General features: G+C 57.2%; 22 protein-coding genes and 1 pseudogene. 10 read left to right on the forward strand and 13 right to left on the reverse strand.

The window, feature by feature from the left end; all coding sequences use genetic code 11:
* The first annotated feature begins 53 nt into the window (after positions 1 to 53).
* Positions 54 to 1,823, forward strand: a complete 1,770-nt coding sequence (locus ACYASS_RS22925; RefSeq protein WP_463587794.1) for a S8/S53 family peptidase — start codon at positions 54 to 56, stop codon at positions 1,821 to 1,823.
* A 100-nt stretch (positions 1,824 to 1,923) separates the two neighbouring features.
* Here ACYASS_RS22925 and pncA read toward each other — a convergent pair whose 3' ends face one another.
* From pncA to ACYASS_RS22950, 5 genes are all read right to left on the reverse strand, one after another.
* Positions 1,924 to 2,565 carry a bifunctional nicotinamidase/pyrazinamidase gene (gene pncA / locus ACYASS_RS22930; protein ID WP_243248386.1) on the reverse strand — a complete coding sequence of 214 codons (642 nt, stop codon included), beginning with the start codon at positions 2,563 to 2,565 and terminating at the stop codon, positions 1,924 to 1,926.
* An 83-nt stretch (positions 2,566 to 2,648) separates the two neighbouring features.
* Entirely contained in the window at positions 2,649 to 3,605 is a 957-nt protein-coding gene (locus ACYASS_RS22935; protein WP_463587795.1) for a D-2-hydroxyacid dehydrogenase family protein, read from the reverse strand.
* 62 nt (positions 3,606 to 3,667) lie between these two features.
* A complete protein-coding gene (locus ACYASS_RS22940; protein WP_463587796.1) occupies positions 3,668 to 4,321 on the reverse strand; it encodes a DUF1345 domain-containing protein in 654 nt (217 codons plus the stop codon).
* Between the two features lie 231 nt (positions 4,322 to 4,552).
* The gene (gene gudD, locus ACYASS_RS22945) at positions 4,553 to 5,893 is read right to left on the reverse strand and encodes a glucarate dehydratase (RefSeq protein ID WP_463587797.1); all 1,341 of its coding nucleotides are present in this window, start codon (positions 5,891 to 5,893) and stop codon (positions 4,553 to 4,555) included.
* 34 nt (positions 5,894 to 5,927) lie between these two features.
* Positions 5,928 to 7,277, reverse strand: coding sequence for an MFS transporter (locus ACYASS_RS22950; RefSeq protein ID WP_463587798.1), 1,350 nt, complete (start codon positions 7,275 to 7,277; stop codon positions 5,928 to 5,930).
* Positions 7,278 to 7,739: 462 nt separating this feature from the next.
* On the opposite strand from ACYASS_RS22950, the gene ACYASS_RS22955 reads away from it, so the two are divergent.
* Positions 7,740 to 8,450 carry a FadR/GntR family transcriptional regulator gene (locus ACYASS_RS22955; RefSeq protein ID WP_243248391.1) on the forward strand — a complete coding sequence of 237 codons (711 nt, stop codon included), beginning with the start codon at positions 7,740 to 7,742 and terminating at the stop codon, positions 8,448 to 8,450.
* A gap of 103 nt (positions 8,451 to 8,553) precedes the next feature.
* Here ACYASS_RS22955 and ACYASS_RS22960 read toward each other — a convergent pair whose 3' ends face one another.
* Positions 8,554 to 9,702, reverse strand: a complete 1,149-nt coding sequence (locus ACYASS_RS22960) for an alpha/beta hydrolase (RefSeq protein WP_463587845.1) — start codon at positions 9,700 to 9,702, stop codon at positions 8,554 to 8,556.
* A 247-nt stretch (positions 9,703 to 9,949) separates the two neighbouring features.
* Here ACYASS_RS22960 and ACYASS_RS22965 point away from each other — a divergent pair, with 247 nt between their 5' ends.
* A complete protein-coding gene (locus ACYASS_RS22965) occupies positions 9,950 to 10,618 on the forward strand; it encodes a hypothetical protein (protein ID WP_463587799.1) in 669 nt (222 codons plus the stop codon).
* A 39-nt stretch (positions 10,619 to 10,657) separates the two neighbouring features.
* Here ACYASS_RS22965 and ACYASS_RS22970 read toward each other — a convergent pair whose 3' ends face one another.
* On the reverse strand, positions 10,658 to 11,590 hold the full coding sequence (locus ACYASS_RS22970; protein ID WP_463587800.1) for a hypothetical protein: 933 nt from the start codon (positions 11,588 to 11,590) through the stop codon (positions 10,658 to 10,660).
* A 325-nt stretch (positions 11,591 to 11,915) separates the two neighbouring features.
* On the opposite strand from ACYASS_RS22970, the gene ACYASS_RS22975 reads away from it, so the two are divergent.
* Positions 11,916 to 12,293: a VOC family protein gene (locus tag ACYASS_RS22975; protein ID WP_463587801.1), complete on the forward strand. Its 378-nt coding sequence runs from the start codon at positions 11,916 to 11,918 to the stop codon at positions 12,291 to 12,293.
* A gap of 51 nt (positions 12,294 to 12,344) precedes the next feature.
* Here ACYASS_RS22975 and ACYASS_RS22980 read toward each other — a convergent pair whose 3' ends face one another.
* On the reverse strand, positions 12,345 to 13,874 hold the full coding sequence (locus ACYASS_RS22980; RefSeq protein WP_463587802.1) for an FAD-dependent oxidoreductase: 1,530 nt from the start codon (positions 13,872 to 13,874) through the stop codon (positions 12,345 to 12,347).
* A 37-nt stretch (positions 13,875 to 13,911) separates the two neighbouring features.
* Positions 13,912 to 14,394, reverse strand: a complete 483-nt coding sequence (locus ACYASS_RS22985) for a GFA family protein (protein WP_463587803.1) — start codon at positions 14,392 to 14,394, stop codon at positions 13,912 to 13,914.
* Between the two features lie 256 nt (positions 14,395 to 14,650).
* Here ACYASS_RS22985 and ACYASS_RS22990 point away from each other — a divergent pair.
* From ACYASS_RS22990 to ACYASS_RS23000, 3 genes and pseudogenes are all read left to right on the forward strand, one after another.
* A pseudogene (locus ACYASS_RS22990) lies at positions 14,651 to 15,418 on the forward strand (MCP four helix bundle domain-containing protein); the annotation flags it as partial.
* Positions 15,419 to 15,436: 18 nt separating this feature from the next.
* Positions 15,437 to 16,276, forward strand: coding sequence for a methyl-accepting chemotaxis protein (locus tag ACYASS_RS22995; protein WP_422765600.1), 840 nt, complete (start codon positions 15,437 to 15,439; stop codon positions 16,274 to 16,276).
* Positions 16,277 to 16,365: 89 nt separating this feature from the next.
* Positions 16,366 to 17,610: a D-mannose isomerase gene (locus ACYASS_RS23000; RefSeq protein WP_463587804.1), complete on the forward strand. Its 1,245-nt coding sequence runs from the start codon at positions 16,366 to 16,368 to the stop codon at positions 17,608 to 17,610.
* Between the two features lie 289 nt (positions 17,611 to 17,899).
* On the opposite strand, the gene xth is transcribed toward ACYASS_RS23000, so the two are convergent.
* A complete protein-coding gene (gene xth / locus ACYASS_RS23005; RefSeq protein WP_463587805.1) occupies positions 17,900 to 18,688 on the reverse strand; it encodes an exodeoxyribonuclease III in 789 nt (262 codons plus the stop codon).
* A gap of 76 nt (positions 18,689 to 18,764) precedes the next feature.
* Positions 18,765 to 19,853, reverse strand: coding sequence for an AbrB family transcriptional regulator (locus tag ACYASS_RS23010; RefSeq protein WP_463587806.1), 1,089 nt, complete (start codon positions 19,851 to 19,853; stop codon positions 18,765 to 18,767).
* Between the two features lie 118 nt (positions 19,854 to 19,971).
* Between ACYASS_RS23010 and ACYASS_RS23015 the strand changes: the two genes are divergently transcribed.
* On the forward strand, positions 19,972 to 20,874 hold the full coding sequence (locus ACYASS_RS23015; protein WP_463587807.1) for a LysR family transcriptional regulator: 903 nt from the start codon (positions 19,972 to 19,974) through the stop codon (positions 20,872 to 20,874).
* A 96-nt stretch (positions 20,875 to 20,970) separates the two neighbouring features.
* A complete protein-coding gene (locus tag ACYASS_RS23020) occupies positions 20,971 to 21,201 on the forward strand; it encodes a hypothetical protein (RefSeq protein ID WP_243248407.1) in 231 nt (76 codons plus the stop codon).
* Between the two features lie 104 nt (positions 21,202 to 21,305).
* Here ACYASS_RS23020 and ACYASS_RS23025 read toward each other — a convergent pair whose 3' ends face one another.
* A complete protein-coding gene (locus ACYASS_RS23025) occupies positions 21,306 to 21,824 on the reverse strand; it encodes a nucleoside 2-deoxyribosyltransferase (RefSeq protein WP_463587808.1) in 519 nt (172 codons plus the stop codon).
* 129 nt (positions 21,825 to 21,953) lie between these two features.
* On the opposite strand from ACYASS_RS23025, the gene ACYASS_RS23030 reads away from it, so the two are divergent.
* On the forward strand, positions 21,954 to 23,666 hold the full coding sequence (locus ACYASS_RS23030) for a VRR-NUC domain-containing protein (RefSeq protein ID WP_463587809.1): 1,713 nt from the start codon (positions 21,954 to 21,956) through the stop codon (positions 23,664 to 23,666).
* Between the two features lie 143 nt (positions 23,667 to 23,809).
* Here ACYASS_RS23030 and ACYASS_RS23035 read toward each other — a convergent pair whose 3' ends face one another.
* Positions 23,810 to 24,133 carry a hypothetical protein gene (locus ACYASS_RS23035; RefSeq protein WP_463587810.1) on the reverse strand — a complete coding sequence of 108 codons (324 nt, stop codon included), beginning with the start codon at positions 24,131 to 24,133 and terminating at the stop codon, positions 23,810 to 23,812.
* Between the last annotated feature and the right edge of the window lie 101 nt (positions 24,134 to 24,234).

Genomic DNA, 24,234 nt, shown 5'->3' on the forward strand with positions numbered 1-24,234 from the left:
CCTGACGTGACGTAGCAGTCAGACTGCTAACGTCACATCCTCAGGTATGTTTAATGCTAAGCCGTACGCTGTTCCCCGTGTTCATGGCCGCGCTGGCGAGTGTTTCTCCGGTGCAGGCTGATCAGGCGTTGCGGGTCGAGCGCCTGCAGCGCTGCGACGATTTGCTCGGGCGTGAGCGGCAGACATTCTGTATCGGTGTGAAAGGGCTCAAGTCTGGGGATGTGCAGCTCAAACTGGATGGCAAAGCGCTGCCCGCGCAGTTGTTCGAACGCGACGGTGAGCGGCTCAAATTACGCCTGACCGCTGCCGACTGGCGCAGCGGGCCGCTATGGCTGGAGCAGGGCGGACAGAGCAGCAATGCGGTCTGGCTGAGCATGGCGGGCAGTCATGTACTGGCTGCAACGCCTCAGCAGGTGGCGAAGAATATGGATGGCCTGACCAGCTATGTGGATCTGGTCAGCGTCATCATCGAGGAGAAATTCCCGGCCGCAAAAGAAGCCGAGCGCATCGCAAACAAATTCGGTGCCACGGTGGTTGGCTCGATTGCGCCACTCAATACTTACCAGTTGCGCCTGCCGGTCACTGATCTGGTGCAGCGCGACGCCATGGTTTTGCGCATTGGCAGTGAAGTCAGTGTCGACGCGGTGGTCGTTGAAGAGTCCGCTGCCGAGTCTCCGGAAGCCGAAGCCGCACCCAGCGATGGCAAACAAGCCAAACCGACCCAGGATCAGTGGGCTGCCAACCGGTTCATGGACGCAGTCAACTATTACCAGCGCAGGATTCCCGCTGTCACCTCGCCGATCAAGCCGGTGCCGATCCGCATAGGCGTCATTGAACGTGAGGTGGACTTCGATGCCCCTGACTTTGCCGACTACCTGGGCGACTGTAAATCAGGCAAGCCCCGTACCTGCCTGTATGCCCGGGATGCCAGCAAGCCTGACGGGCATGGCTCCACAGTGGCGGGGATTTTAGCGGCTGATACCGGCAAAGGTGGCAATACCGGCTTCCTTCGAGCGCTGGACGGCACGAGCCACGGCTTTGAGGTGATTGTCGAACGCAACTCAGACGCGGGCATTACTGCCAATGTCGCGGCTTCAGTGAACCTCGTGGAAGACGGGGCGAGGGTGATCAATTGGAGCTGGGGTCTGCACAGGGTCGGCGCTAAAAATGTCGAGGGCGATGAGGTGGATTCGCTGATTCGCTCCGGCATCGCCATGTCAGGTTACGAGGAATTGCTGGAGGAGTTTTTCCTCTGGTTGCGGCAAAAGCACCCTGATGTGGTGGTGATCAATTCAGCCGGTAACGGTTCTTCGTTCTCCGGCACGGATGAGTATCGACTGCCTTCGTCGTTCATCACTGATCAATTACTGGTGGTAGGCGGGCATCAACGCAGCAAGGATGATGATTTGCCTATCGATGATCCGGCCTACGTCGAGAAGCGCGAATCATCCAACGTCGATAGTCGCGTCGATATCATGGCTGCGGCCTGCACCCGCGCGTCAACCCTGACTTCGGGGGAGCAGGGCGCAGTGCATTGCGGTACGTCCTACGCCACGCCGATGGTCACCGGCATTGTTGCGGCCATGCTCTCGATCAATCCGAAGCTGACGCCCGAGCAACTGCGTATGCTGCTGCGGCGCAGTGCCATGCCCATTGGCGGCAATTTCGACTTCGAAGCGATGGACGCTGATGACCTGACGGCGCCGATTCTACCGTCGGAGCGTAACTACCAGATGGATGATAAAAACGTCGGCCGTTCAGCACGTCTGGACATGCAGAAGGCGCTGGATCTGTCGGTGAAGAGCCTCAGCCGGGAGCGTTGAGATCCTGCGGCAATCACTGATTCTGTAGGAGCCATCGGAGGTTACGACGGTCGCGATGCGGTGTGTCAGGCAGACGTTGTTCTGCCCGACACAGCCGTCCTTACGACGTCAGTAATTCACTGCTTTGAATGCGCGTCACCCCTGCCGCTGACATGTCCTGCCAGGCCTTGCCTAACGATCCATTCATGTCGATGGCGCGGCAGGCATCTTCGACGACCAGCGTAGTGAAACCCGCAGCCCGGGCGTCCAGTGCCGACCACGCGACGCAGAAGTCCAACGCCAGGCCAACCACAAACACATTCTGTACGCCGCGCTCTTTCAGGTAGCTGGCCAGGCCTGTGGGTGTCTGGCGATCGGCTTCGAGAAACGCAGAGTAGCTATCGATGTGCGAATTACAGCCCTTACGCAGAATCAGTTGCGCATGGGGCAGGTCCAGTTCGCTGTGCAACTGCGCACCATGGCTGCCCTGAATGCAGTGATCCGGCCAAAGCGTCTGTGGGCCGTAGGGCAGGGTGGTGACCTCGAACGGAATGCGCCCGGAGTGGCTGGACGCGAAGGAAATATGCCCCGCCGGATGCCAATCCTGAGTAATGACGACACCGCTGAATTGCTCGCCGAGCCGGTTGATCAACGGCACCAGCGCATCGCCCTCAGCCACCGCTAAAGCACCGCCTGGCATGAAGTCATATTGCATGTCGATGACCAGCAGCACGCTGTCGAGGCCGAATGCGTTTGGGGTCATGGTGTTGCTCCTGAAACTGTGTTGAAACGCGTCGTAGGACCAGCTAAAGCCAGTCCTGCAGTGGATTTGTTCCAGCAGCAGGATTAACCAAACACCCGAATCGGCGCTCCGGCATGCCAGGCCTGAATATCCTCAATCATCTGGCTGAAGAACATCCGGTAATTATTTTCCGTGACATAGCCCACATGAGGCGTGGCGAGCACGTTGTCCAGTTTCCGGAATGGATGCTCGACAGGTAGCGGCTCGACAGCGAAAACATCGAGTGCAGCCCCGGCAATACGCCGTTTTTCCAGGGTATCGATCAGCGCAGCTTCATCGACGATGGGGCCGCGAGAGGTGTTGATCAGGTAAGACGTCGGCTTCATCCAGCTCAATGCCTGCGCGTCTACCAGACCGCGGCTACGCTCGCTGAGTACCAGATGGATGGAAAGAATGTCCGCCTGCTCAAACAGTTCCTGCTTGCTGACATAAGTAACGCCTGACTCAGCAGCTGCTTCAGCTGTGAGGTTTTCACTCCAGGCAATGACTTTCATGCCGAACGCCAGACCGTAGCGGGCGATCCATTTACCGATACTGCCCAGGCCGAGAATGCCCAGGGTCTTGCCGTGCAAGTCACTGCCGATGCCGATCTGCCATTGGCCGCTGCGCAGCGAATTGGCTTCATTCACCAGATTACGCGTCACGCCCATGATCAGCGCCCAGGTCAACTCCGGTGCGGCGTGCTTGTAGCTTTCTGTTCCGCACACCTGAATACCTGCTTTCCCGGCGGCTTTGACGTCGATCGCAGCATTGCGCATGCCGCCAGTCACCAGCAGCTTCAGGTTGGGTAGCTGAGCCAGCAGCGCCTCATCAAATACTGTGCGCTCACGCATGACGCAAATGACATTGAAGTCTCGCAAACGCGCCGCCATGGTGGCGGTGTCGGCAGGGTAATCGTGAAGAAAACTGACTTCGCCAATGCTGTTCAATACAGACCAGTCCACCACTTCGCTGGCCACGGATTGCCAGTCATCAAGCACCGCAATTCTCGCTCGCGTCATCTCAGATTCGCCTTTATCCACGTTTTCGGGGTTGTGCCGCCACATTAGCGCCAGATTGCCGCTTAGCCAAACAGCCCGGCGGCAAGATTGATCGAGAAACCAAGGATTGCCGTGTTGAAGATAAAGCCGATCAGGCTCTGGGCCAGGACAATCTTGCGCAGGCCCGGCGTGGCGACGCCCACATCCGAGGTCTGAACGGCAACGCTAAGCGTGAAGGAGAAATACAGAAAGTCCCAGTAATCCGGATGTTTCTCACCGTCGGCAAAGCGCAAAGCAGGTTCCTTGCCTGTCCAGGTGTAGAAGAGACGGGCGTAATGCAGGCTGAAGATCACTCCGGTCATCAGCCATGAGCCCACCACGGTCAGCGCCGTGAATGCGTAGTGCAGAGCACGGTCATTGCTGGTCATTTCCCGGCTGCCGGACAGCTCCAGCGTGATCGCCGCGAGGCTGGCCAACGCCGCAAAGCAAACCGTGACGAGTACCAGCCCGGCATTTTCATCTTCGATCATGGAAATACGTTCGGCATCTGCTGCAGTGGTGCGAAAAGTGCGTATCAGAATCAGCAGCAGATAAATCCAGACGCCGACGTTCCAGGCGATCAGGCATTTGCTGGTGATGGATATCTGCGGAGCGATGATGGCTGCGGCGAAACCGCTGGCAAGGCCCAGTGCGGTGGCGATGCTCAAACGTGGGTGGGTATGAGCGATATGGGACATGGCGGGACTTCATTGCAAAGGATTCACAAACCTTAGCATGCGTCTCTGTCGCGCCATAAAAAACGACGCGCAAGGGGGTTGCGCGCCGCATGCCAGGGTTGGCAAGGTTTCTCGCTGTTTTGTAGGAGTGAACTTGTTCGCGAGACGCCAGGCCTGCCTTCGCAGATATGACGCCAGCCCAACAAGTTGGCTCCTGCAGGAATAGCGTTCGCTCAAATAATAGCGATGGGCTCAACGCACCAGACAAGGCTGTTTGTTGTTGAACTTCCAGTCCGGAATCAGGAACTGCATCGCGACACCATCATCACGGGCACCCAGGCCCATGCCTTTGTACAGTTCGTGGGCCTTTTGCACCTGGTCCATATCCAGCTCTACCCCTAGCCCCGGTTTCTTCGGAACCTGCACATTGCCACCGACGATTTTCAACGGTTCGCGGGTCAGGCGCTGACCGTCCTGCCAGATCCAGTGGGTATCAATGGCGGTGATATCGCCCGGCGCAGCAGCCGCTACATGGGTGAACATCGCCAGGGAAATATCGAAGTGGTTGTTGGAGTGCGAGCCCCAGGTGAGGCCCCATTCGTTGCACATTTGTGCCACGCGTACCGAGCCCTGCATGGTCCAGAAGTGCGGGTCGGCCAATGGAATATCCACGGACTGCAACTGAATGGCGTGGCCCATCTCACGCCAGTCGGTAGCGATCATGTTGGTCGCGGTTTTCAGGCCTGTAGCGCGGCGGAACTCAGCCATGACTTCTCGACCGGAAAAGCCGTTTTCCGCGCCGCATGGGTCTTCGGCGTAGGCCAGCACATGATGCTGATCGCGGCACAGACGAATGGCCTCTTTCAGTGACCAGGCGCCGTTTGGATCAAGCGTGATGCGGGCCTCCGGGAAGCGTTCGGCCAGCGCCGTGACCGCTTCGATCTCGGCATCGCCGCTGAGTACGCCGCCCTTGAGTTTGAAGTCCTGGAAGCCGTAACGCGCCTGAGCGGCCTCGGCCAGACGAACCACCGCCTCAGGGGTAAGCGCTTCCTCATGGCGGACGCGGAACCAGTCGTTATCTGCATCCGGTTCCTTGCGGTAATCCAGATTGGTTTTGCCTTGATCACCCACGTAGAACAGGTAGCCGAGCATTTTCACTTCGTCGCGCTGCTGGCCTTCACCGAGCAGGGCCGCAACCGGTACGTCCAGATGCTGACCCAACAGGTCCAGGAGGGCCGCCTCAAGGGCGGTCACGGCGTGGATGGTGATGCGCAGGTCGAAGGTCTGCAGGCCGCGCCCGCCGGAATCGCGTTCGGCGAAGGTTTTGCGCACGTCGTTGAGAATCTTCTGGTAGGTGCCAATCGAACTGCCTACCACCAGCTGCCGGGCGTCTTCCAGCGTCTGGCGGATGCGCTCGCCACCCGGGACTTCGCCGACACCGGTGTGTCCGGCGTTGTCTTGCAGTATGACGATGTTGCGAGTGAAGTAAGGGCCGTGCGCGCCGCTGAGGTTCAGCAACATGTCATCGTGGCCGGCGACCGGTACGACCTGCATGCTGGTAATAACGGGTGCTTTGCTCAGGTTCTGATTCATTGTTGTAGGTCCTTTTAATAGTCGTAGCGAGCGATCAAGAGTGGGCAGCCGTGGTTGCCGTTGGCTCTGCCGGACTCTTGCCGGGCTTCGGTGTGTTGCGTGCAGCGAAAACGATGATGGCGGCGATGATCGACGTGGCAGTCAGGCCGTACAGACCGCCCTGGATCGATCCGGTGTGTTGCTCCAGCAAGCCGAATGTCGTAGGTGCGACGAAGCCGCCGAGGTTACCCACCGAGTTGATCAGCGCGATCACGGCTGCTGCGATACGGGCATCCAGATACGCCTGTGGAATCGGCCAGAACAGCGAAGATGCCGACTTGAAGCCTAGTGCAGCGAAGCAAATCGCAACAAAGGCGAAGACCGGACTGCCGGTGGTGGACATGAACATCCCGGCAGCTGCAATCAGCAATGCGGCGGCGACCCATGCCTGCTGACGCTTCCACTTGGCTGACATGGCGGCGAAAGCGTACATGCCGACAATCGACAGCAACCACGGGATCGAGTTGAACAGCCCGACCTGGATGTCACTGAGGTCACCCATCTTCTTGATGATGCTCGGCAGCCAGAAGGTGGCGGCATAAATCGTCAATTGGATGAAGAAATAGATCAGGCAGAACAAAATGATCTGGCGATCCTTGAGCAGCTTGCCGATGGACGCTTTGACCGGGTTGGCGGCTTCACGGGCGCGTTGCTCTTCATCAATGGCATTGACCAGCGCGTCCTGTTCTTCACGGGTCAGCCATTTGGCATCGTGAGGCTTGGAGTCGAGCCAGAACCAGACGAAGGCGCACAGGCATACCGAGAACATGCCTTCAATAAAATACATCCACTGCCAGCCTTTCATGCCGAACCCGGTGATCTGCAGGAGCAGGCCAGAGAGCGGACCGGAAATAAGCGAGGCTATCGCAGAGCCGCTGAGGAAGATTGCGATGGCTTTACCGCGCTCAACCCCTGGCAGCCAGCGGGTGAAGTAATAGATCACGCCTGGGAAAAAGCCGGCTTCGGCAACGCCCAGCAGAAAGCGCAGGATGTAGAAGTGCGTTTCGTTCTGGATGAAGGCCATGCAGGTCGCAACGATGCCCCAGGTGAGCATGATGCGCGTCAGCCAGATACGGGCGCCGACCTTTTGCAGAAGCATGTTGGAGGGGACTTCGAAGAGGGCGTAACCGATGAAAAACAGACCGGCACCAAAGCCGTAAGCGGCGGCACCTATGCCCAGATCGTGTTCCATGTGCGATCGCACGAAGCCGATGTTTACCCGATCAATGTAGTTGACGATAAACATGATGACGAACAAAGGCAGGATGTGGCGTTTGACCTTGGAAACAGCTGAAACCAATGTCGAATTGACCCCATCACCCGCCTGGGTGTTAGACGTGTTCACAGATGAATCTCCCACTCGTTATTTTTATGCGGGTCAGGACAAGCTGCGGGCTTGTGTTGGTAGACATCATACAAGTAGATCGTTGCGGCGCAAGAGGGCAAATCAAGATTTATTGCTGCGGGTTAGCGAAAACAGTTGTGTCGTATTGCATTGCATAACGGCATGGACAAGTTGATGAGTCTTATAAAAAACCATAAATAACAGCTATTTATAGATTAATCTGCTATGTGTTCGGGGTGTGGCTTGGTGCAGTCTTTTTTGTCTGTATTCGTCTAAACCCGTTGTTTATGGCCTCTGCGGGCAACAAGCAACAGTTTTGGTTTTGCGATGTTGTCATACAAGTTAGACAAGTTGTGCGGGTTTGCTTGTATGACAAGTCACGTGGTGGCGATGCTATGATCGCGCCCAACAGGTGGGCGGCTGGCGCTCACGCGTACTTAATGTTGTTCAGGACCTGTCTCCATGCAGCAGCCCATACCTCAGCCTTCCAAGCGTCGACCCCACAGTCTGGCTACCGATCTGGTGACCGAACTGAGCCAGCGGATTCTGCTGGGCAAGATCCCGCCGGGGCAGAAGCTGCCTTCCGAAAACGAGATCGTTCGCGAGCATGGCGTCAGCCGTACGGTGGTGCGCGAGGCGATTTCGAAATTGCAGGCCTCCGGCCTTGTGGAAACTCACCATGGCGTCGGCACCTTCGTCCTTGAGCGCACCGACAAGACCGGGCTGCACCTCAAGGTCGAGACTGTTGCCGGGGTTCGAGACATCATTGAATTGCGCATCGGCCTCGAAACCCAGGCGGTCGCGCTGGCTGCGATGCGCCGCACTGAGGCGCAGCTGGCTGCCATGCGTCAGGCGCTGGATGATTATCAGGATTTGCTGGCCAAGGAAGACAGCTGCGTTGAGGCTGATCGGCGTTTTCACATGCTCATTGCCGAGGCCACAGGTAATCCGTATTACACGGAAATCATGCAGCATCTGGGCAGCGCGATCATTCCTCGCAGTCGGATTGCCGCGAGCGAGCGAGTCGGCGCCAACCTTGCCCATCATGGTTATCTGGCGAATCTTGAGCACGAAGCGTTGCTCGCTGCGATCCGCCGCCAGGACCCCGATGCCGCACGCGCTGCGATGTGGACGCATTTGAGCAACAGCCGTGAACGGCTCGCGCCGGACTAGCATTTCCGGCCGCGATGCATTGCCGTAGGAGCTGCCGCAGGCTGCGAAGCTTCATCCTGACGTACCGCGATTGCAGCCGTGGCAGCTCCTACAAAAACGGGTATTACCTGGCAAGCGCCTGCGCATCCTCCAGCACTTCCATCATCACCGTTGACTGCCAATCGAAATAAGGATTGAAGGTCAGGCGCGCATGCACCTTACCCGTCTCGCGGTAGCCCCAATCCGAGTACCACGTCTGTTCGCCTGCCAGGCACTTTTGCATGTCCGGAGTTTCCTGGCCGTTCCAGCAAATGCGTTGTGTGCCGTCTACGCCGTACAGCGGGTTATCCGGGGAGAACAGCAGGCCCATATGTGAAAACTGGCTGATTCGGTACTCGGGCAGATAGTCCTTGCGCACGAGTACTCGAGGTGTTTTTGCCGAGTCGGCCGGACTGTCGCCGTACCAGACCAGGCGACTTGCCGGGTTGCTGAAGCGCCGATTGAAGTTGTCCAGCACGTAGTGAGTGTCCAGCACCGAGTCGTGTTGGGTAATGGCGATGAACACCGGCTTGTCGTAACTGCGTTCGCTCAGCCGATCCTGTGCCAGAACGCTGCTGCGGTAGAACTGCGCAAAGCCGTTGGTGGGGACATTCAGATAGCGGACCGGCGTCTGCAGCGGACGCAAAGGATCTTTGGGGCTGGCCAGCCACGGGCGTGCCCAGGCGATCCACTGCGTTGCCCACGCATAAGCACTGTCAGAACGAAAAGCAGGGGAAAACAGCACCAGTCCGGCAATCTCGTCGTGGTCATAGGCGTAATCGAGCACCAGGTTCGCACCCGTCGAGAAACCACCGAGATAAACCTTGGGCACTTCGCGGCTGAGCGTTTGCGCCTGCTCGCGAACCACGTCCTGCCATTGCTCCAGCGTGACGTCCAGCATGTCTGATGGCTGCGTTCCATGACCGGGCAGCAACACCGTGCGCACCAGAAAACCCTGCGCGGCGAGCTTTGCGCCAATGTCATGAAATGACCAGGGTGAGTCGCCCAAGCCGTGAACCAACAGAATGCCGCCTTTCACCGTACCTGACGGTCGCCATTCCTGCGGAGCGTTCCACTGCAGCTCGTTGGCATGATCGCTGGTCTGGAAGCTTCGGTGCTGCTGTATCCACTGCAGCGTCAGTTGTCGATAGGCATCAAAACTTTGCGTGGGCTGATCACCGCTGGCTGAAGCACAGGCCTGAAGGGCAAGGAGGGCGGGGAGCAGGCATACGATTCGGTGCTTGGCCAAGATCCGGGATTCTCTGTAGCGAGTGATTGCGAGATGAGCTGCACTTTGCCACGAGCAACGCATTGGCTGCCAGCCTTTGGCAAGTCGTTACCCTGCGAGGTGGGGCAAACGTTTTGTTGCGCTTGGGACGGCCATCACAATCAGGCGCTCATCGGAACTTTCCTACTGGGTTATCAGGCCAAGGTTTTCCAGGTGCGGCCGTTATTAAATATGACACCAAGTGGAGGGCAGTGTGTTGAATATTAATGGTCTATCAAGCGGTTTTAACGGCTTCCAGCCAAACAACCTAACGATTAATCAGCAGCAAAAGGGCCTGGGTGAAAGAGTCGCGTCAGAAGCGGCGATTGCGACCGCGCCTACTGAGATAAATGAAACCCCGTTTTATCAGTACAAGAAAGAGCCTTGGCTCTCAGAGCCCGTATCCGAGTGCGTCAAAAATTTACAGGGGTATGTATTGGAGCAAAAACTGTTTGAACGCCTTCATCTGGCATCTGCCAAGCGTGCGCATGATGGTTTTATCAAAGCACTGGCGGATATTCACCCTGAGGTGGCGAGTAAGAAATTCGGCTACACGCTAGGTGCAGATGCCTCGATCAAGGTGATCGATTATGATGAAAGCCTGACTGAAGCGGACAGGGATGTACTCACGAAAGCCCTCAATGGCTTCGAGGGGTTTAAGTCTGAATTGCAACGAGTAGCAAAAAGTATGATGACGCTCATTGATCATGATGACGAGACCTTTGGCGGTCGATACACAGTAAGCATTGAAAGCTTTCAATATGTTATCGATTTTAACAAGGTGCTGAGGTCTAGTATCGAAGACATGCATGATGAGTGGGTTGGCCAAGTAAAAAACCATGCGGAGCAGCAGGGCTCGTCACACATCGATTTGACAGTGTGAATCGTCAGTCTGGCAGGAAACTGCCAGACTGAATTTATGTCAGTTGCGAGGACGCACTGTTTGTATAAGTCGCTGTGTGCAGATGTGTCCTAGTTTAAAAATGGGAGCCGTATTGACTGCTGTTCCAGAGAGCCAGTTGTGAATGAAGTAATCTCCCACAACGTAGTAGCTTCTCCACGTGTTGAATCCCTGTTGCTTATGAGCGAAGTCACTGGTCTGTTTTCCACCATGGCAGCGTCCTAGTTCAATTTTTCTAGAAGCCAATCCCTCTTTGTCACTGAGCAGGATTTGTTTAATGGGTGCGTGTTCCGTGCCGCGTGTCAGGCCAAAAAGCGCGACGCCGCCCTCAAGTGGAGCATCTTTCGTGTCCGTGAAGTTAACCTCAAGCAACGCTTCTTTATAAGCTTGTGTCGCCAGCCACCCCGGCTCCGAATACCCAGTAGGAATTCGGATTACCCCCGGCTCATCATGCAGATCGTACTTCTTAAGAACCGGGTACGATCCAAAACTCAGTGAATAGGGAATACTCGCTCCATGCTGCTGATTTGCGGGCGTCACGCGGATGATAATCTCGGCGCCGGGTTCGGGATTTGAAAATACTTTACTCGGCAGATTATGCGCCACCCAGTTGCCGTTCTCGTAGTACTCAACCTTCCAGGCTTGTGTGGTTGGGTTGCCACCAGGAAACATAAGGATCACGTCTTGCCCGCGCTGCGAAACAAAGCCGTAATAGTGGACTGGGTGCCTGCTGGTCAGCGCGTCATTCAAGCTGTGCAGTTTGTCTTCAAGGACGGAAAATTTCGGTTCTGAAAGTTGCTGGTCAACTGCTTGTTCAGCCGCAGTAGTTTCGCTGCCCGTAGTATGGATCGCGTCCGTCTGCTCGGTACTCGCATGGGCTCCATAGGTCAGGCCAGTCGAGATGACTGCCGGGATTAGCCATCGTTTAATATTTCTCTTTTTTAATGTGTTCATGGATGTTCTCTATTCGATTATTCAGGGCAACATGCCACTGTCAAAAACGACGTAATAGAGGTTTAAACAGAGCGTCAACTCACCGCGTTTAAAATCAGAAGTTTCCTACAGTAATTATTAGGAATGCTTGAAAGAAATGTCTGGCTGGTTTTTCGGAGTCACGTGTCGTCTGCTACTCGCGTCTCAATTATTTTCTATGGGACAGATCTCGCATACATAACCGTCGGCGACTCCCGCTAAATAGCCGTCCGCGATTACGCGCTACTGGACTTTATTCCCCGATTTACGTTTCATTGGCTGATGTGTCCCTTCAAGAGCATCTGCAATGATCGATCACGTTGACCATTTGGTCCTGACCGCCGTAAACGCCGACGCGACCACAGACTTTTACGTCCGTGTATTGGGCATGCAACTGGAGACTTTCGGTGCTGGACGCATCGCATTCAGGTTTGGCGAGCAGAAGATCAATCTGCATGTTCGGGGCGAGGAGTTCGAGCCCAAGGCGCATTTGCCGGTGCCGGGCGCTCTGGATTTGTGCTTTATCGCATCGGTGCCGCTGGATCAGGTGATCGAGCGTCTGAAGCAGGCTGACTGGCCGATCATCGAGGGACCCGTCATGCGCACCGGAGCAACCGGGTCTATACGTTCCGTGTACGTGCGCGATCCGGATTTGAATCTGATCGAGATTTCAGAACGGGTCTAAAGCGGGAGCATTGCTGCTTTCCCCGCTAATGCCTGTGCCACCGGTGTTTAATCACTCAGCTTTTTTGATCAAATCCAGAGCCTCATCAACGCCTAACGGCTGCTTCATTCGCTCTGCGAGGAGTGCCATCGGGCGTTCGTACTGGCAGGCAACTGCGGCTGCAACCAGGCCGTCTTTGCAGATCAAGGCGATGAACTCGAAGCGTTCCGGTTCGCCGTGGTAAACGATGTTATCCCACTGCTCGGCGCGGCCCAGGTAGTCGATGCGTTTGCCGAAGTGGAAGGTCCAGAAGAACGGCACATCGGCAAACTGCACATGGCCGCCGAGCATATTGTGCGCGGCGATGCGCGCCTGTTGCTGCGCCAGCCGCCAGTGCTCGATTCTAACGGTGGAGCCCGCCATCGGGAACGTTGTCATGTCGCCTGCTGCCCACAGGCTGTCGCACACCTGCATGCCTGAATCGGCAATCAAAGAGCCGTCTTCGTGACGCTCCAGGCCCTGGACGAAATCCGTAGCCGGGCGAACGCCGGTGCCTACCAGAACCAGGTCGGCGGGGAGGCGTTCACTGCTATCGAGCACCACATCTTCCAAAGCGTGTTCGCCCGTGAAGCGCATGGCTTCGACATGGGTGCGAAACAGCACGCCGTTTTGCTCATGCAGTCGGCGGATTGCGGTGCCGATACGCTCACCGAATTGCGCCAGGAAAGGCGTCTCATGGCGGGCAAGTACTGTCACCGCCAGCCCTCGTTTGCGCAACGCAGATGCCGCCTCCAGACCGATAAAGCTGTCACCGATGATCACCGCGTTTACGTCTGGCTGCGCAGCATCAAGCACCGCTGCCGCATCCTCACGGGAACGCAAGGTCAGGACTTGTGGAAGGTCCGCACCGGGCAGCTTGAGTTCTTTCGGTATGCCTCCGGTGGCGATCAAGGCCGCGTCGTAATCAATGCGCTCGTCAGTGTTGAGGGTTATTTGCTTGTTTTGTGCGTCCAGCCTGGTGACGGCTGCCTGGATGCGCTGAATGTTTTCATCAAGATAAAAACTTTCGTCGCGCAAGGCCGGCACTTCGTGCGGCTGCATGTCTCCAGCAATAACGAATTTGCTGAGGGCGGTTCGGTCATAACCCGGTTTCTCCTGCGGGTCGATCAATGCCAACTGGCCGGTAAAACCTTGCTCGCGCAGAGCAGAGGCGGAGGCCGTCCCCGCAGCACCCCCGCCGACTATGACGAAGTAGCGCCGGTCTGGCAGGGCAGCCGGACGCGATATCGGCAGCGGTTGGTCGTCGACGACCACCCGACCTCCCTCCACACTGGCCGGGTAGCGTTGCAACGAGTCCAGTGCCGGGGGCTCGCGAAGGCTCCCCTCATCGATAGCAAATGCGGCCTTGTGCCAAGGACAGATCAGGCTGCCCGAACATATCGCGCCATCGGCCAGTGGCGCACCGGCGTGGGGGCATTCGCCTTGGTATGCCCGAATCTGATCTGCAAAACGGATCAGGACAAGTTGTGTGTCGCCGATCGTGACCGGTGTCGGGCGGTCCTCCTTCAGGTCGGCAAATTGCGCAACATGATGCATTGCCATGTGTATCCCTCTCGGCTAGCAACTGTTAAGGACGCTCTTAGCGCACCAACCCCAATCGTTCATGCCACTCGGCAATTGATTCCTCGGGGTACTTGTCGAACTGTTGGTCTTTTTCATGCGCATCCACTTCGACCCAGGACGCTTTGGAATCCAGAAGCAGATGAGTGTGCTCAGGGGGTGTGGGCAGCGGGGTGTCGATGGCTGATGCAAACGGGTGAATCAGTTCCGGCCATTCGGGGCTGAACAGCCAGAGACCGCTGCCGCACAATTTGCAGAAATGCCGCTCGGCACTACTGGTGCTGATGTGATGGTCTTCGCGCATTTTTGCGTGGTAAATCGTGATGTGCTCGCGCCCTTTGATTTTCAACGACTTGGCATCACCGCCCAGGTTGATGGAGTAACCGCCACCGCCTTGGGTCTTGCGGCATATCGAGCAATAGCAGCGTTGATAGGGATAGGGATGGGCGCTGTTCAGGCTGAATTCGACTTCGCCGCAATGGCATGAACCTTCCAGATGCATGACTGAATCTCCTTTAAAAGAGACACGGATCACCGTGTCATTTTTGAGGCCGTTATGGTCTAGACACACAGGTTGGCGGTTTGCTCTAAGACATTCGTCGGATAGCTAAAAGCTGATGTGGGACAGCCCCGCAAATAATTGTTGTCGTTAGTCTCAAGGACCCTCAAGAAGGCGATTGGCCAGTCGATAGCTAGAGTTGTCCTACAACTTTTTGCTGCACAGTCTGACCTTCCTGCCAATAAAAAGAGCTCCCGTCATGAACCTACGCAATTTGACTATCGCCCGCCGAGCCGGTCTTGGCTTCACGCTCATCTCGTTGCTGGTCGCCTTGCTCGGCTGGTTTGCCATGGTTCAGATGTCGACGATTCGGCAGAGTGAAGTCGCCGTTGAAACCAACTGGCTGCCCAGCATGCGTGTCATTAGCGATATCCGTGAAAACATGCTGCGCATTCGCACGATCTCTCTGCGCATGGCTCTGGATCCGGATCCAAAAAACATCCCGACGTACCGCAGCCAGCTCGACGTGCGGAATCAGGACTTGAACAAGAAGCTCGATATTTTCGCTTCGTTCGTGGATACCCCCGAAGAAAAAGTACTCAGCGACCAGTTCCGGGTGACGCTGGCCGAGTACCAGAAAGCGCTGGATAAGTCGTTTGTGATCGCCGCACAAAATGACCGGGATGCGCTGAACAAGCTACTGCTCGTAGACATGAAAACCATCGTTGATGGCTCCGGCAAGCAACTGGCCGACTTGGGCGATTTCTACGCCCAGCACGTTGACGCTGAAGGCAAGGCTGCCGAAGAGCAGTACGAGAAGTCGCGCAACATCGTCTTCATCTTCGTGATCCTTGCCGGTCTGGGTACAGTCGCTCTGGCCTTGCTTCTGACCCGCAGCATCGTGCGCCCGCTGGAAGTGGCAGTAACCGCTGCTGAGCATGTAGCCAACGGCGACCTGACCCAACGCATTACAGTGGATGGCAGCGATGAAGTGACGCGCCTGCTGGTGGCGCTGGACAAAATGCAGGGCAATCTGCGCTCGGCCATGCAACACATCGGCAGCTCCGCAACACAGTTGGCCTCGGCGGCTACCGAGCTGAACTCGGTCACTGAAGACAGCTACCGCGGCCTGCATCAGCAGAACGCCGAAATCGACCAGGCCGCGACCGCGATCAACGAGATGACTTCGGCCGTGGAAGAGGTGGCGCGTAACGCTGTATCCACCTCTGATGCATCGAACCATTCCAACCGGTCGGCTCAGGCAGGGCAGGCGCGCGTAGTGGAAACCGTGCAGTCGATCCAGACCCTGACCGATAACGTCCAGGCCACTTCGGCGCTGGTCCAGAGCCTGGCGGATCAGTCTCAGGATATCGGCAAGGTGCTCGACGTTATTCGCTCCATTGCGGAACAGACCAACCTGCTGGCCCTCAACGCTGCCATTGAAGCAGCACGTGCGGGCGAGTCCGGCCGTGGTTTCGCTGTAGTGGCCGACGAGGTGCGTGCGCTGGCGCATCGCACTCAGCAGTCCACTCTGGAAATCGACAAGATGGTCAGCGCCATGCGCAGCGGTTCCGCTCAGGCGCTGGAATCGATGTTGACCAGCAGCGAGCGCGCCAACGAAACGCTGACCCTGGCCCAGGGTGCCGGTGAATCGCTGACCGATATCACTTCGTCCATCAATCAGATCTCCGAGCGTAACCTGGTCATCGCCAGTGCCGCGGAAGAGCAGGCTCAAGTGGCGCGGGAAGTGGATCGCAACATCGTCAACATCCGCGATCTGTCCATGCAGTCGACTCAGGGTGCCAACCAGATCAGCGCGTCCAGCAACGAACTGTCGCGTCTGGCGGGTGACCTGAATCAGGTGGTGGCGCGCTTCAAGGTCTGATTCGCTGCTGTCTGGTCGGCGCGCTTGCCCATGGCGGGTCGTGCCGGGCATGATTCGCCTCTGCTCAATGACAGAGGCGAGACAGCTTCATGGACAATAAGAACAATCTTTTCAGCAGTTGGCTCCGTGCGCCCGGACATCATGAGTGGCTGGCCCGTGAAGGTAATCGGCTGCTGACTTTCGCCAAGGCCTCACGGCTGCCCCAAGGGTTTGGCAACCTCGATGAGCGCGGCGTCCTGCCTGCAAACGCTCAAGCCGAAACCATGAATACCGCGCGTATGACCCACAGTTTTGCCATGGCTCATGTGCGAGGCATACCTGGCTTCGCGGCACTGGTAGACCACGGAGTTGCATCATTGCGTGGGCCGTTGCGTGATGCGCAGCACGGTGGCTGGTTCAGCGGTCCGTTGACTGAGCAGAGCAAGGCTGACAAGCAGGCTTATCTGCATGCCTTTGTGGCGCTGGCGGCTAGTTCAGCAGTGGTCGCGGGGCGTCCCGGTGCCCAAGCATTGTTGTCGGATGTCATTGAAGTCATTCAGCGTCGTTTCTGGAGTGAGGAGGAGGGCGCGATGCGTGAGTCCTTTGCTCGCGACTGGACGCAAGAGGAAGCGTATCGCGGTGCGAACAGCAATATGCACAGCACCGAGGCCTTTCTCGCCCTTGCCGATGTCACCGGTGATGCCCAGTGGCTGGATCGGGCATTGCGGATTGTCGAACGGGTTATTCATGGTCACGCTGCTGACAATGATCATCAGGTGGTCGAGCACTTCAGCCAGTCCTGGCAGCCTTTACCGGATTACAACCACGATAACCGGGCCGATGGTTTCCGCCCGTACGGCACGACGCCGGGCCACGCCTTCGAGTGGGCAAGGCTGTTGCTGCATCTGGAAGCAGCGCGTCAACGTCTGAAACTGCCGACTCCGGCCTGGTTGCTTGCCGATGCGCGCCAGCTGTTTGCCAATGCCTGCCGCGATGCGTGGAATGTCGACGGCTTGCCGGGCATTGTCTACACCCTGGATTGGCAGAAGAAACCGGTGGTTCGTCATCGCCTGCATTGGGTCCATTGCGAAGCCGCCGCTGCCGCCGCCGCGTTATTGCAGCGCACCGATGAAAAGCAGTACGAAGACTGGTATCGCTGTTTCTGGGAATTCAACGAAACGTTATTCATTGATCGCGAACTGGGCAGTTGGCGTCATGAACTCAACGAGCTCAATCAGCCCAGTGCGGATATCTGGCCAGGTAAACCGGATCTGTATCACGCCTATCAGGCGACCTTGCTGCCGGTATTGCCGTTGGCCCCGAGTCTGGCGAGTGCGCTGGCGGGGATAGGGTGATTCAATGCGGTGCGGGTCTGCTGTCAACGACAATGCCGCCCAGACCAAGCACCGCTCTCATCAAACATAAAATAACCATCTGAATCTAAATGCTTTTTCTGTAGGCGTGACCGGGGTGGCGCTCCACCTTGCTCGCGATAGCGTCAGGTCAGACGATATCTTCTAAACAGATCTACCGCTATCGCGAGCAAGGTGGAGCGCCACCCCGGTCACGCCTACAGGTATATGTTTGCTGCGCGACGGGAGATCTCCCACAAAGGATCATCGCCAACAGATTGCCGACCTCACCCTAATCCCCCATCTCCAGCTCCACCCATGTCGGCGCATGATCACTGGGGTGGGGTTCATTCCTCGGCCAGTGATCCACCCCGGCGCGTTCGAGCCGGGCGCTGGTTTGCGCATTGAGCAGCAAATGGTCAATCCGCAAGCCGGAGTTGCTTTCCCAGTGTTTGCGAAAATAATCCCAGAAGGTGTAAATCCGCTCGTCCGGGAAACAGGTGCGCAATGCATCAGTCCAGCCCTGACTGAGGAGCCGCTGGAAGCACTCACGACTTTCTGGTTGCAACAACGCATCCTTGAGCCATGACCGTGTGTTGTAGATGTCTTCGTCGGTCGGTACCACGTTGTAGTCACCTGCCAGCACCACCGGATGCCCGCTGTCATAAAGCGCCCCGGCATGCTCGATGAGCTTTTCAAACCAGGCCAGTTTGTAATCGAATTTGGGCCCTGGCTGCGGATTGCCGTTGGGCAGGTACAGGCAACCGACAATCACGCCATGTGCGGCCGCTTCTATGTAGCGGCTCTGGCTGTCTTTCTCGAAGCCTGGCAGACCGCGACGTACCTCCAGCGGCTCCATGTCCCTGGCGAGAATGGCCACGCCGTTCCACGACGGCTGGCCTTGCCAGATCGCACCGTAGCCAGACTCACGAATTTCATTGATCGGGAAGGCGAGGTCGGCGGCTTTCAATTCCTGCAGGCACACCACGTCGGGACTCTCGCGCCGCAGCCAGTCCAGCAGGATCGGCAAGCGGCTGCGGATGCCATTGATGTTAAAGGTGGCGATTTTGACGGTGCTCACGGTGGTCCTCTCAAAAGACGCAGTGATTAACTGTTTGAGAGGCGCCAGCGCGATAGATTCAATGGATCAAGGGCGATCAGTGCGAATGCACGCCCTTGTCAGTCAGGCGGATTATTTGCCGCGCAAGGAATGCGCCGGTGAGGATGACGCCGATCAAGCGCAGTGTCTGCATGGCCAGTACGAAGCCAACATCCGAATGGGTATCAATGGCTATGATCGCCATCGCGTCCAGGCCGCCGGGGCTGGTAGCCAGGTAAACCGATAGAAAATCCTTGTCGAGCATGACCGCAATCAACCAGGCCGAAAGTGCGCAAAGCACAATCAGCAGCATTGAGCCAAGAATCATCGCTGGCATGCGGCGCCATACATAGCGGATGGTCGGGCGGTCGAAACGCAGTCCGACGTAGCTGCCAATGGCGCCATAGGCCAGCGTCAGCATCCAGGTGGGCAAGGTGATTTGCAGCAGCCCGCTCAGTTGCAGAGCGCCACCAATCAGCAGCGGCCCCATCAACGCACCCGCAGGGATTTTACTGGCGACGATAATGCCGAACACGATCACCGCAAGGCTCAAGGCAAAGTTCAGCAGATTGATGCCTTGCAGCTCCACCTGGGCGCTGTGTGCTTCGGTACCGCCGCCTTCCACGCCGATCATCCGGCTGACGACGGCCCCGACCATGACCACGCAGACCACCCGCACATATTGCATGGTGGCTACCACCCGCGAGTCGGCGCCATAGTCTTCCGACATCGCCACCATCGCTGAGGCTGCGCCGGGCGATGTGCCCCACGCCGCGGTGCTGCCCGCAATTCCGGCATAACGCACCAGGCAAAGGCCGACCCCGGCACTGAGGAGCACTGTGAGTGCGGTCGCAAACAGCATGACGTGCCAGGAGTGTAACGCGGTGATCAGTACGGCCATGGTCATCGAGTGTGCAATCAGTACGCCGACCGTACCTTGACCCAGGCGGAACAGGTTTTTATTCAGGCGGATGTTCGCGCCCATCACCCCGAATCCTATCGCCACCAACATGGGGCCAAGGAACAGTGCCGCGGGCATTTGCCAATATTTGAGAAGTTGTCCAGCAGCACCTGCAAGCAAGATCAGGCCCAACCACTGAACCGGTTTTGGAAGGGTATGCAGCGAAAAGCCAGAGGCGCATGACAAGGGGTGGGGCTCCGCAAGGCGAGCGAGACAGGACGCTCGTACGACGAAAGTATCGACACTTCAATCGATCAAGTCTATTTTCTAATAGTCATGAATTGATAACTTTGGTTGATGAATTATGGATCTCCGCGATCTTGCCTATTTTGAAACGATTGCCGAACTCGGCCACCTTGGGCGTGCTGCGCAGAAACTCAACCGCAGCCAGCCCGCGCTGACGAAAAGCATTCAGCGTCTGGAGGAGTCGTTTGGCACTCGCTTGTTTCAGCGCGACGGTCGCCGTATCAAGCTGACTCCGGTTGGGGAGCTGCTGCAGGCACGGGGCAAGGTGCTGCAGCAGAGCATCGCCCAGACCCAGCGCGAGGTGCGCGATTTTGCCAGTGGTGCTGTGGGAAACATACGCGTGGGCTGCGCGTCGACCATGGCCGAATACTTGCTGCCGAAGCTGACGTCAGCGCTGTTGCAACGCGCCCCGGATATCACCTTGAAGATGGTTATTGGTCAGGACGACCTGTTACGTGAGTCCCTGCGCTCCGGACAGCTGGACATGATTATTTGTGCGCTGATTACTGACGATGAGCAGTTCGAAAGTTTTGCGATTCTGAAAGACGAAGCGGTTGTCATCGCCAGCAAGGATCATCCGATCTTCAAGACTCGCTATACGATGGCCGACCTCTGCGCGTATCGCTGGGTGCTGCCGCCAGCCAGCGTAACGTCGCGAAAATGGCTGGATCAGGCATTCACTGCTCAACAATTACCGCTACCTGTCGCTCAGATCGAAGCCAACTCGATCCCGCTATTGCCTGGGCTGATCGAGCGCACCAGCCTGCTGAGCTTCACCGCACGTGAGACCCTCCAGTTCGGCAACAACATGCAACATTTGCGCGAAGTCGTGGTGAAGGAAACCACCATGAAGCGCACCATCGGCTGCACAGTCCGTAAAGGCGGGTATCTATCGCCCGCAGCGCAAGCCATGGTGCAGATGTTACGTGACAGCAGCGGAGAATTTTTGAGCTGGAGCTGACACAGCTAGCTCCATTTTCCTACAGGCTGGGTTAGCCTGTGCTCATGCAAGCACGCTGGTGGCGCTGGCACAGAGAAATGATCAGGAGAGCAGTAGATGCAGACACTTTCACCGTTTTACATGCAGGTCACTTCCGCGCATTTTTATGCATGTGCAGACCATCATTTTGGTGGTGATCAATCGCCGCTGAACGATGCCGATGCGGATGAAGATACTGACCCGGAAGGTTATCTGGACCTGGATGTGCTGGGGCTGGACGAATTCAGCGACTCGGACAAGCTGGACCCGATTTTTAGCAGCGACGTGGGTTCTTCATCGGTGAACTGAGTGTTCCAGTTGCACTTACGAGGCCAGCGAAGGCGGTCTGTCTGATACTCCGCCTTCGCTGGCCTCGTAACCTCGGTGAGCTCCTACAGATCCAGTGTTAGCTCCTACTGATCGGGCATTTGTCTTGCCAGATACAGCGACAAGGCCTCGACCGCCAATTCAACTGTCGAACTCGAACCGGCCCAGGTGCAAGCCAGCATCAAGTTTCTCGGCAGACCGAAATCCTCCACTGCATACCCGTGTTCGTCATAACCATTCACGTCGTGCGGTACCAGATCTCGTAGCGACTCCACCGGGTCGAAATAAACCCACACGGGCTTGTTCAGCGCGATTGCCATGCCGACTTCAAACGCCGTCCCGGAATCCGGTTCAAGACCGCGGAACACATTCAGGTTGGCCAGCACCGCCGTGCTGCGCTGAATCATGGCGATGTTCATCGAGCAGATCAGTTGCGCGGTTTCCTGAGCAGAGAGATCGGTGGGTACTTCATTGTCGATGGGGTACAAGCCTTCCAGGCTGTGAGCGGTACACAAGGCCTTGAGGTATTGACCATGCTCAATGGCATCTGCCCGAAATACATCGAAGCCGGCCAGATAAATCTGCGGTGCAGTGGCAATCTGCATTGTCGATTTCCTGCGTAACAGTGAGGAATATCGATTCTAGCGCTTCATACATCGGCAAACCGTAAGCCATTTATCGGAGGGGCTGATTCAACACTGGAATCTGTATGTATAAACAGTATCCTTGCCGGTATGTCTGACTGGTTGCGAACCCCTGCTGTGAACACGTCACCCCTGGAAAATCCGTTCTACTACCTTGAGAACTTCCGTCAGGTGCTGGCCTGGATCGGGCAGCGCTATGCTGACTTGCTGGATGAGCAGGAACAGGAATTCATTCGCTGCTTTGCGCAATTGCCGCAACCGGCTCAATGTCTGCTGGTGCGCATGGTCATGCGCAAAGGCGAGCTGTTTCGCTCCAGCAAACTGGATTACCCCGAGCTGGGTGACACGCGTGAGGCGGTGCAACCGCTACTGATCAACGGCTGGGTTGACCCGCGCCCGGCGATCAGCCTCGAACAATTGTTTGTTCTATTGCGCAAGGCCGAACTGGCGGCCTGCTTCAAGGCGCACGGTGTTCGCGGCACGGAGCGAAAGCACGAACTGTTGGAGCTGTTACAACCCCACCATAAGATCGCGCAACCCCTGGACAGCTGGCACGCTGATCTGGACGAAACGATTTTCGCCCTGCGTGTGATGCCGCTTTGTGATCGTTTGCGCTTGCTGTATTTCGGCAATCTCTACCAGGAATGGTCCGAGTTTGTACTGGCGGATCTGGGCGTGTATCGCTACGAAAAGGTCGAGTTCTCGCTGGACTCCCGGGCCATCAGTGACCGGGCGGATATCGATACCTGCCTTGAGTTGCACGCCTGCCGTCAGGCGCTGGATGAGGGCGTGGCACTGGAGCCCCTGGCTTCACGCGCCATGGCTATCTACACCCGCAATCCCTGGCTCGAGATGCGCCGCAGCAAGACACTGTTTCAGATCGGTCAGCAGGCCGAGCGTGAGCAGGACTGGCAGCTGGCGTTGAGCGTGTACGAGTGCAGCGACTACCCCGGCGCTCGCTCCCGGCGCATTCGGGTGCTGGAACGCTGCGAGGACTATAGCGCCGCCATGGTGTTACTCGAGCAGGTGCAAGCCGCGCCGCGAAGCGATGCCGAGCAGCAGCACGCACGTCGGGTATTGCCGCGCCTGCAGCGCAAGCTTGGGCTTATCGATAAGGTCCGAAGGGTCACGCGTAAAGTCGAACGTCTGGATGTCAGCGTGCCGCAGCGCTCTGACCTGACAGTGGAACAGATGGTCCAGCAGCATCTTGCGCAGGAGGGCAGTGAGGTTTACTACGTCGAGAATACCTTGATCAACTCGCTGTTCGGTCTGCTCTGCTGGCCAGCCATCTTCGCCCCGTTGCCGGGTGCATTTTTTCATCCCTTTCACAGCGGCCCGAGCGATTTGCACAGCCCGGATTTCTACACGAGGCGCGCCGGGCTGTTCGATGCTTGTCTGGCACAGCTTGATTCCGGCACTTGGCAGGACACCGTTCGTGAGTGCTACCAGAGTAAGTTCGGCCTGCAGTCGCCTTTCGTGTTCTGGGGCGCTTTGACGCCCGATTTGCTAGAGCAGGCGCTGCACTGTCTGCCGGTCGAGCATCTACGGCACTGGTTCAGGCGGCTGTTACTGGACATCAAGGCCAACCGGACCGGTATGCCGGACCTGATTCAATTCTTCCCGGCGCAACGGCGTTATCGAATGATTGAGGTCAAGGGGCCGGGTGACCGGTTGCAGGATAACCAGCTGCGCTGGCTGGACTTCTGCGCCGAGCACGGCATGCCGGTAGTGGTGTGTTATGTGCAGTGGGCAACCCCTGTGATGCAGGAGCCTTGTGAAGAGATTCACTGCCACATCAACTAACGGGTTTAACACTCCGTAATGGCCTGCAAACCGCTTCTGTTGGAGCGAGGCTTGCCCGCGAAGAACGATAACGCGTGTTGTCTGACATACCGCGTCACCGGGTTCGCGGGCAAACCTCGCTCCAACAGGGAATGCATCAGAGATCAGCCACCACTGCCCGACCCGCCAGCGCCGCCCGAATTGCCGCCCTTGCTACCTTCGCTCTTGTTCTGATCATTGGGTATCCCGTTACCTGTACCGGTAGCGCCATCGATTTTGGGTTCCGGGTCCATGCCCTCGACGCCAGGGGAGGTACCCGGTGGGTTGGTGCTGGTGCCATCAGTATTCTTTTTCTCCATACCGCTGGCGGGTGTTTTAGGGGTTGTATCCACCGGGTTGGTCGGTCCGGTTGAGCCTGCGAACGCCGAGCCTGTGACCGCACTCAGTAGCCCCGCAAGCATCAGGGCAGTCATTTTATTTTTGTTCATCAGATGAATCTCCATTGTTAGGGGCGATACATCTTTTTGGTGGCGGGAAGGGACGATAGGTGCCGTGCATGCCGACCAATGGTGTGGATGTGGCATCTCTC

The organism is Pseudomonas sp. HP_14 (assembly GCF_055283875.1).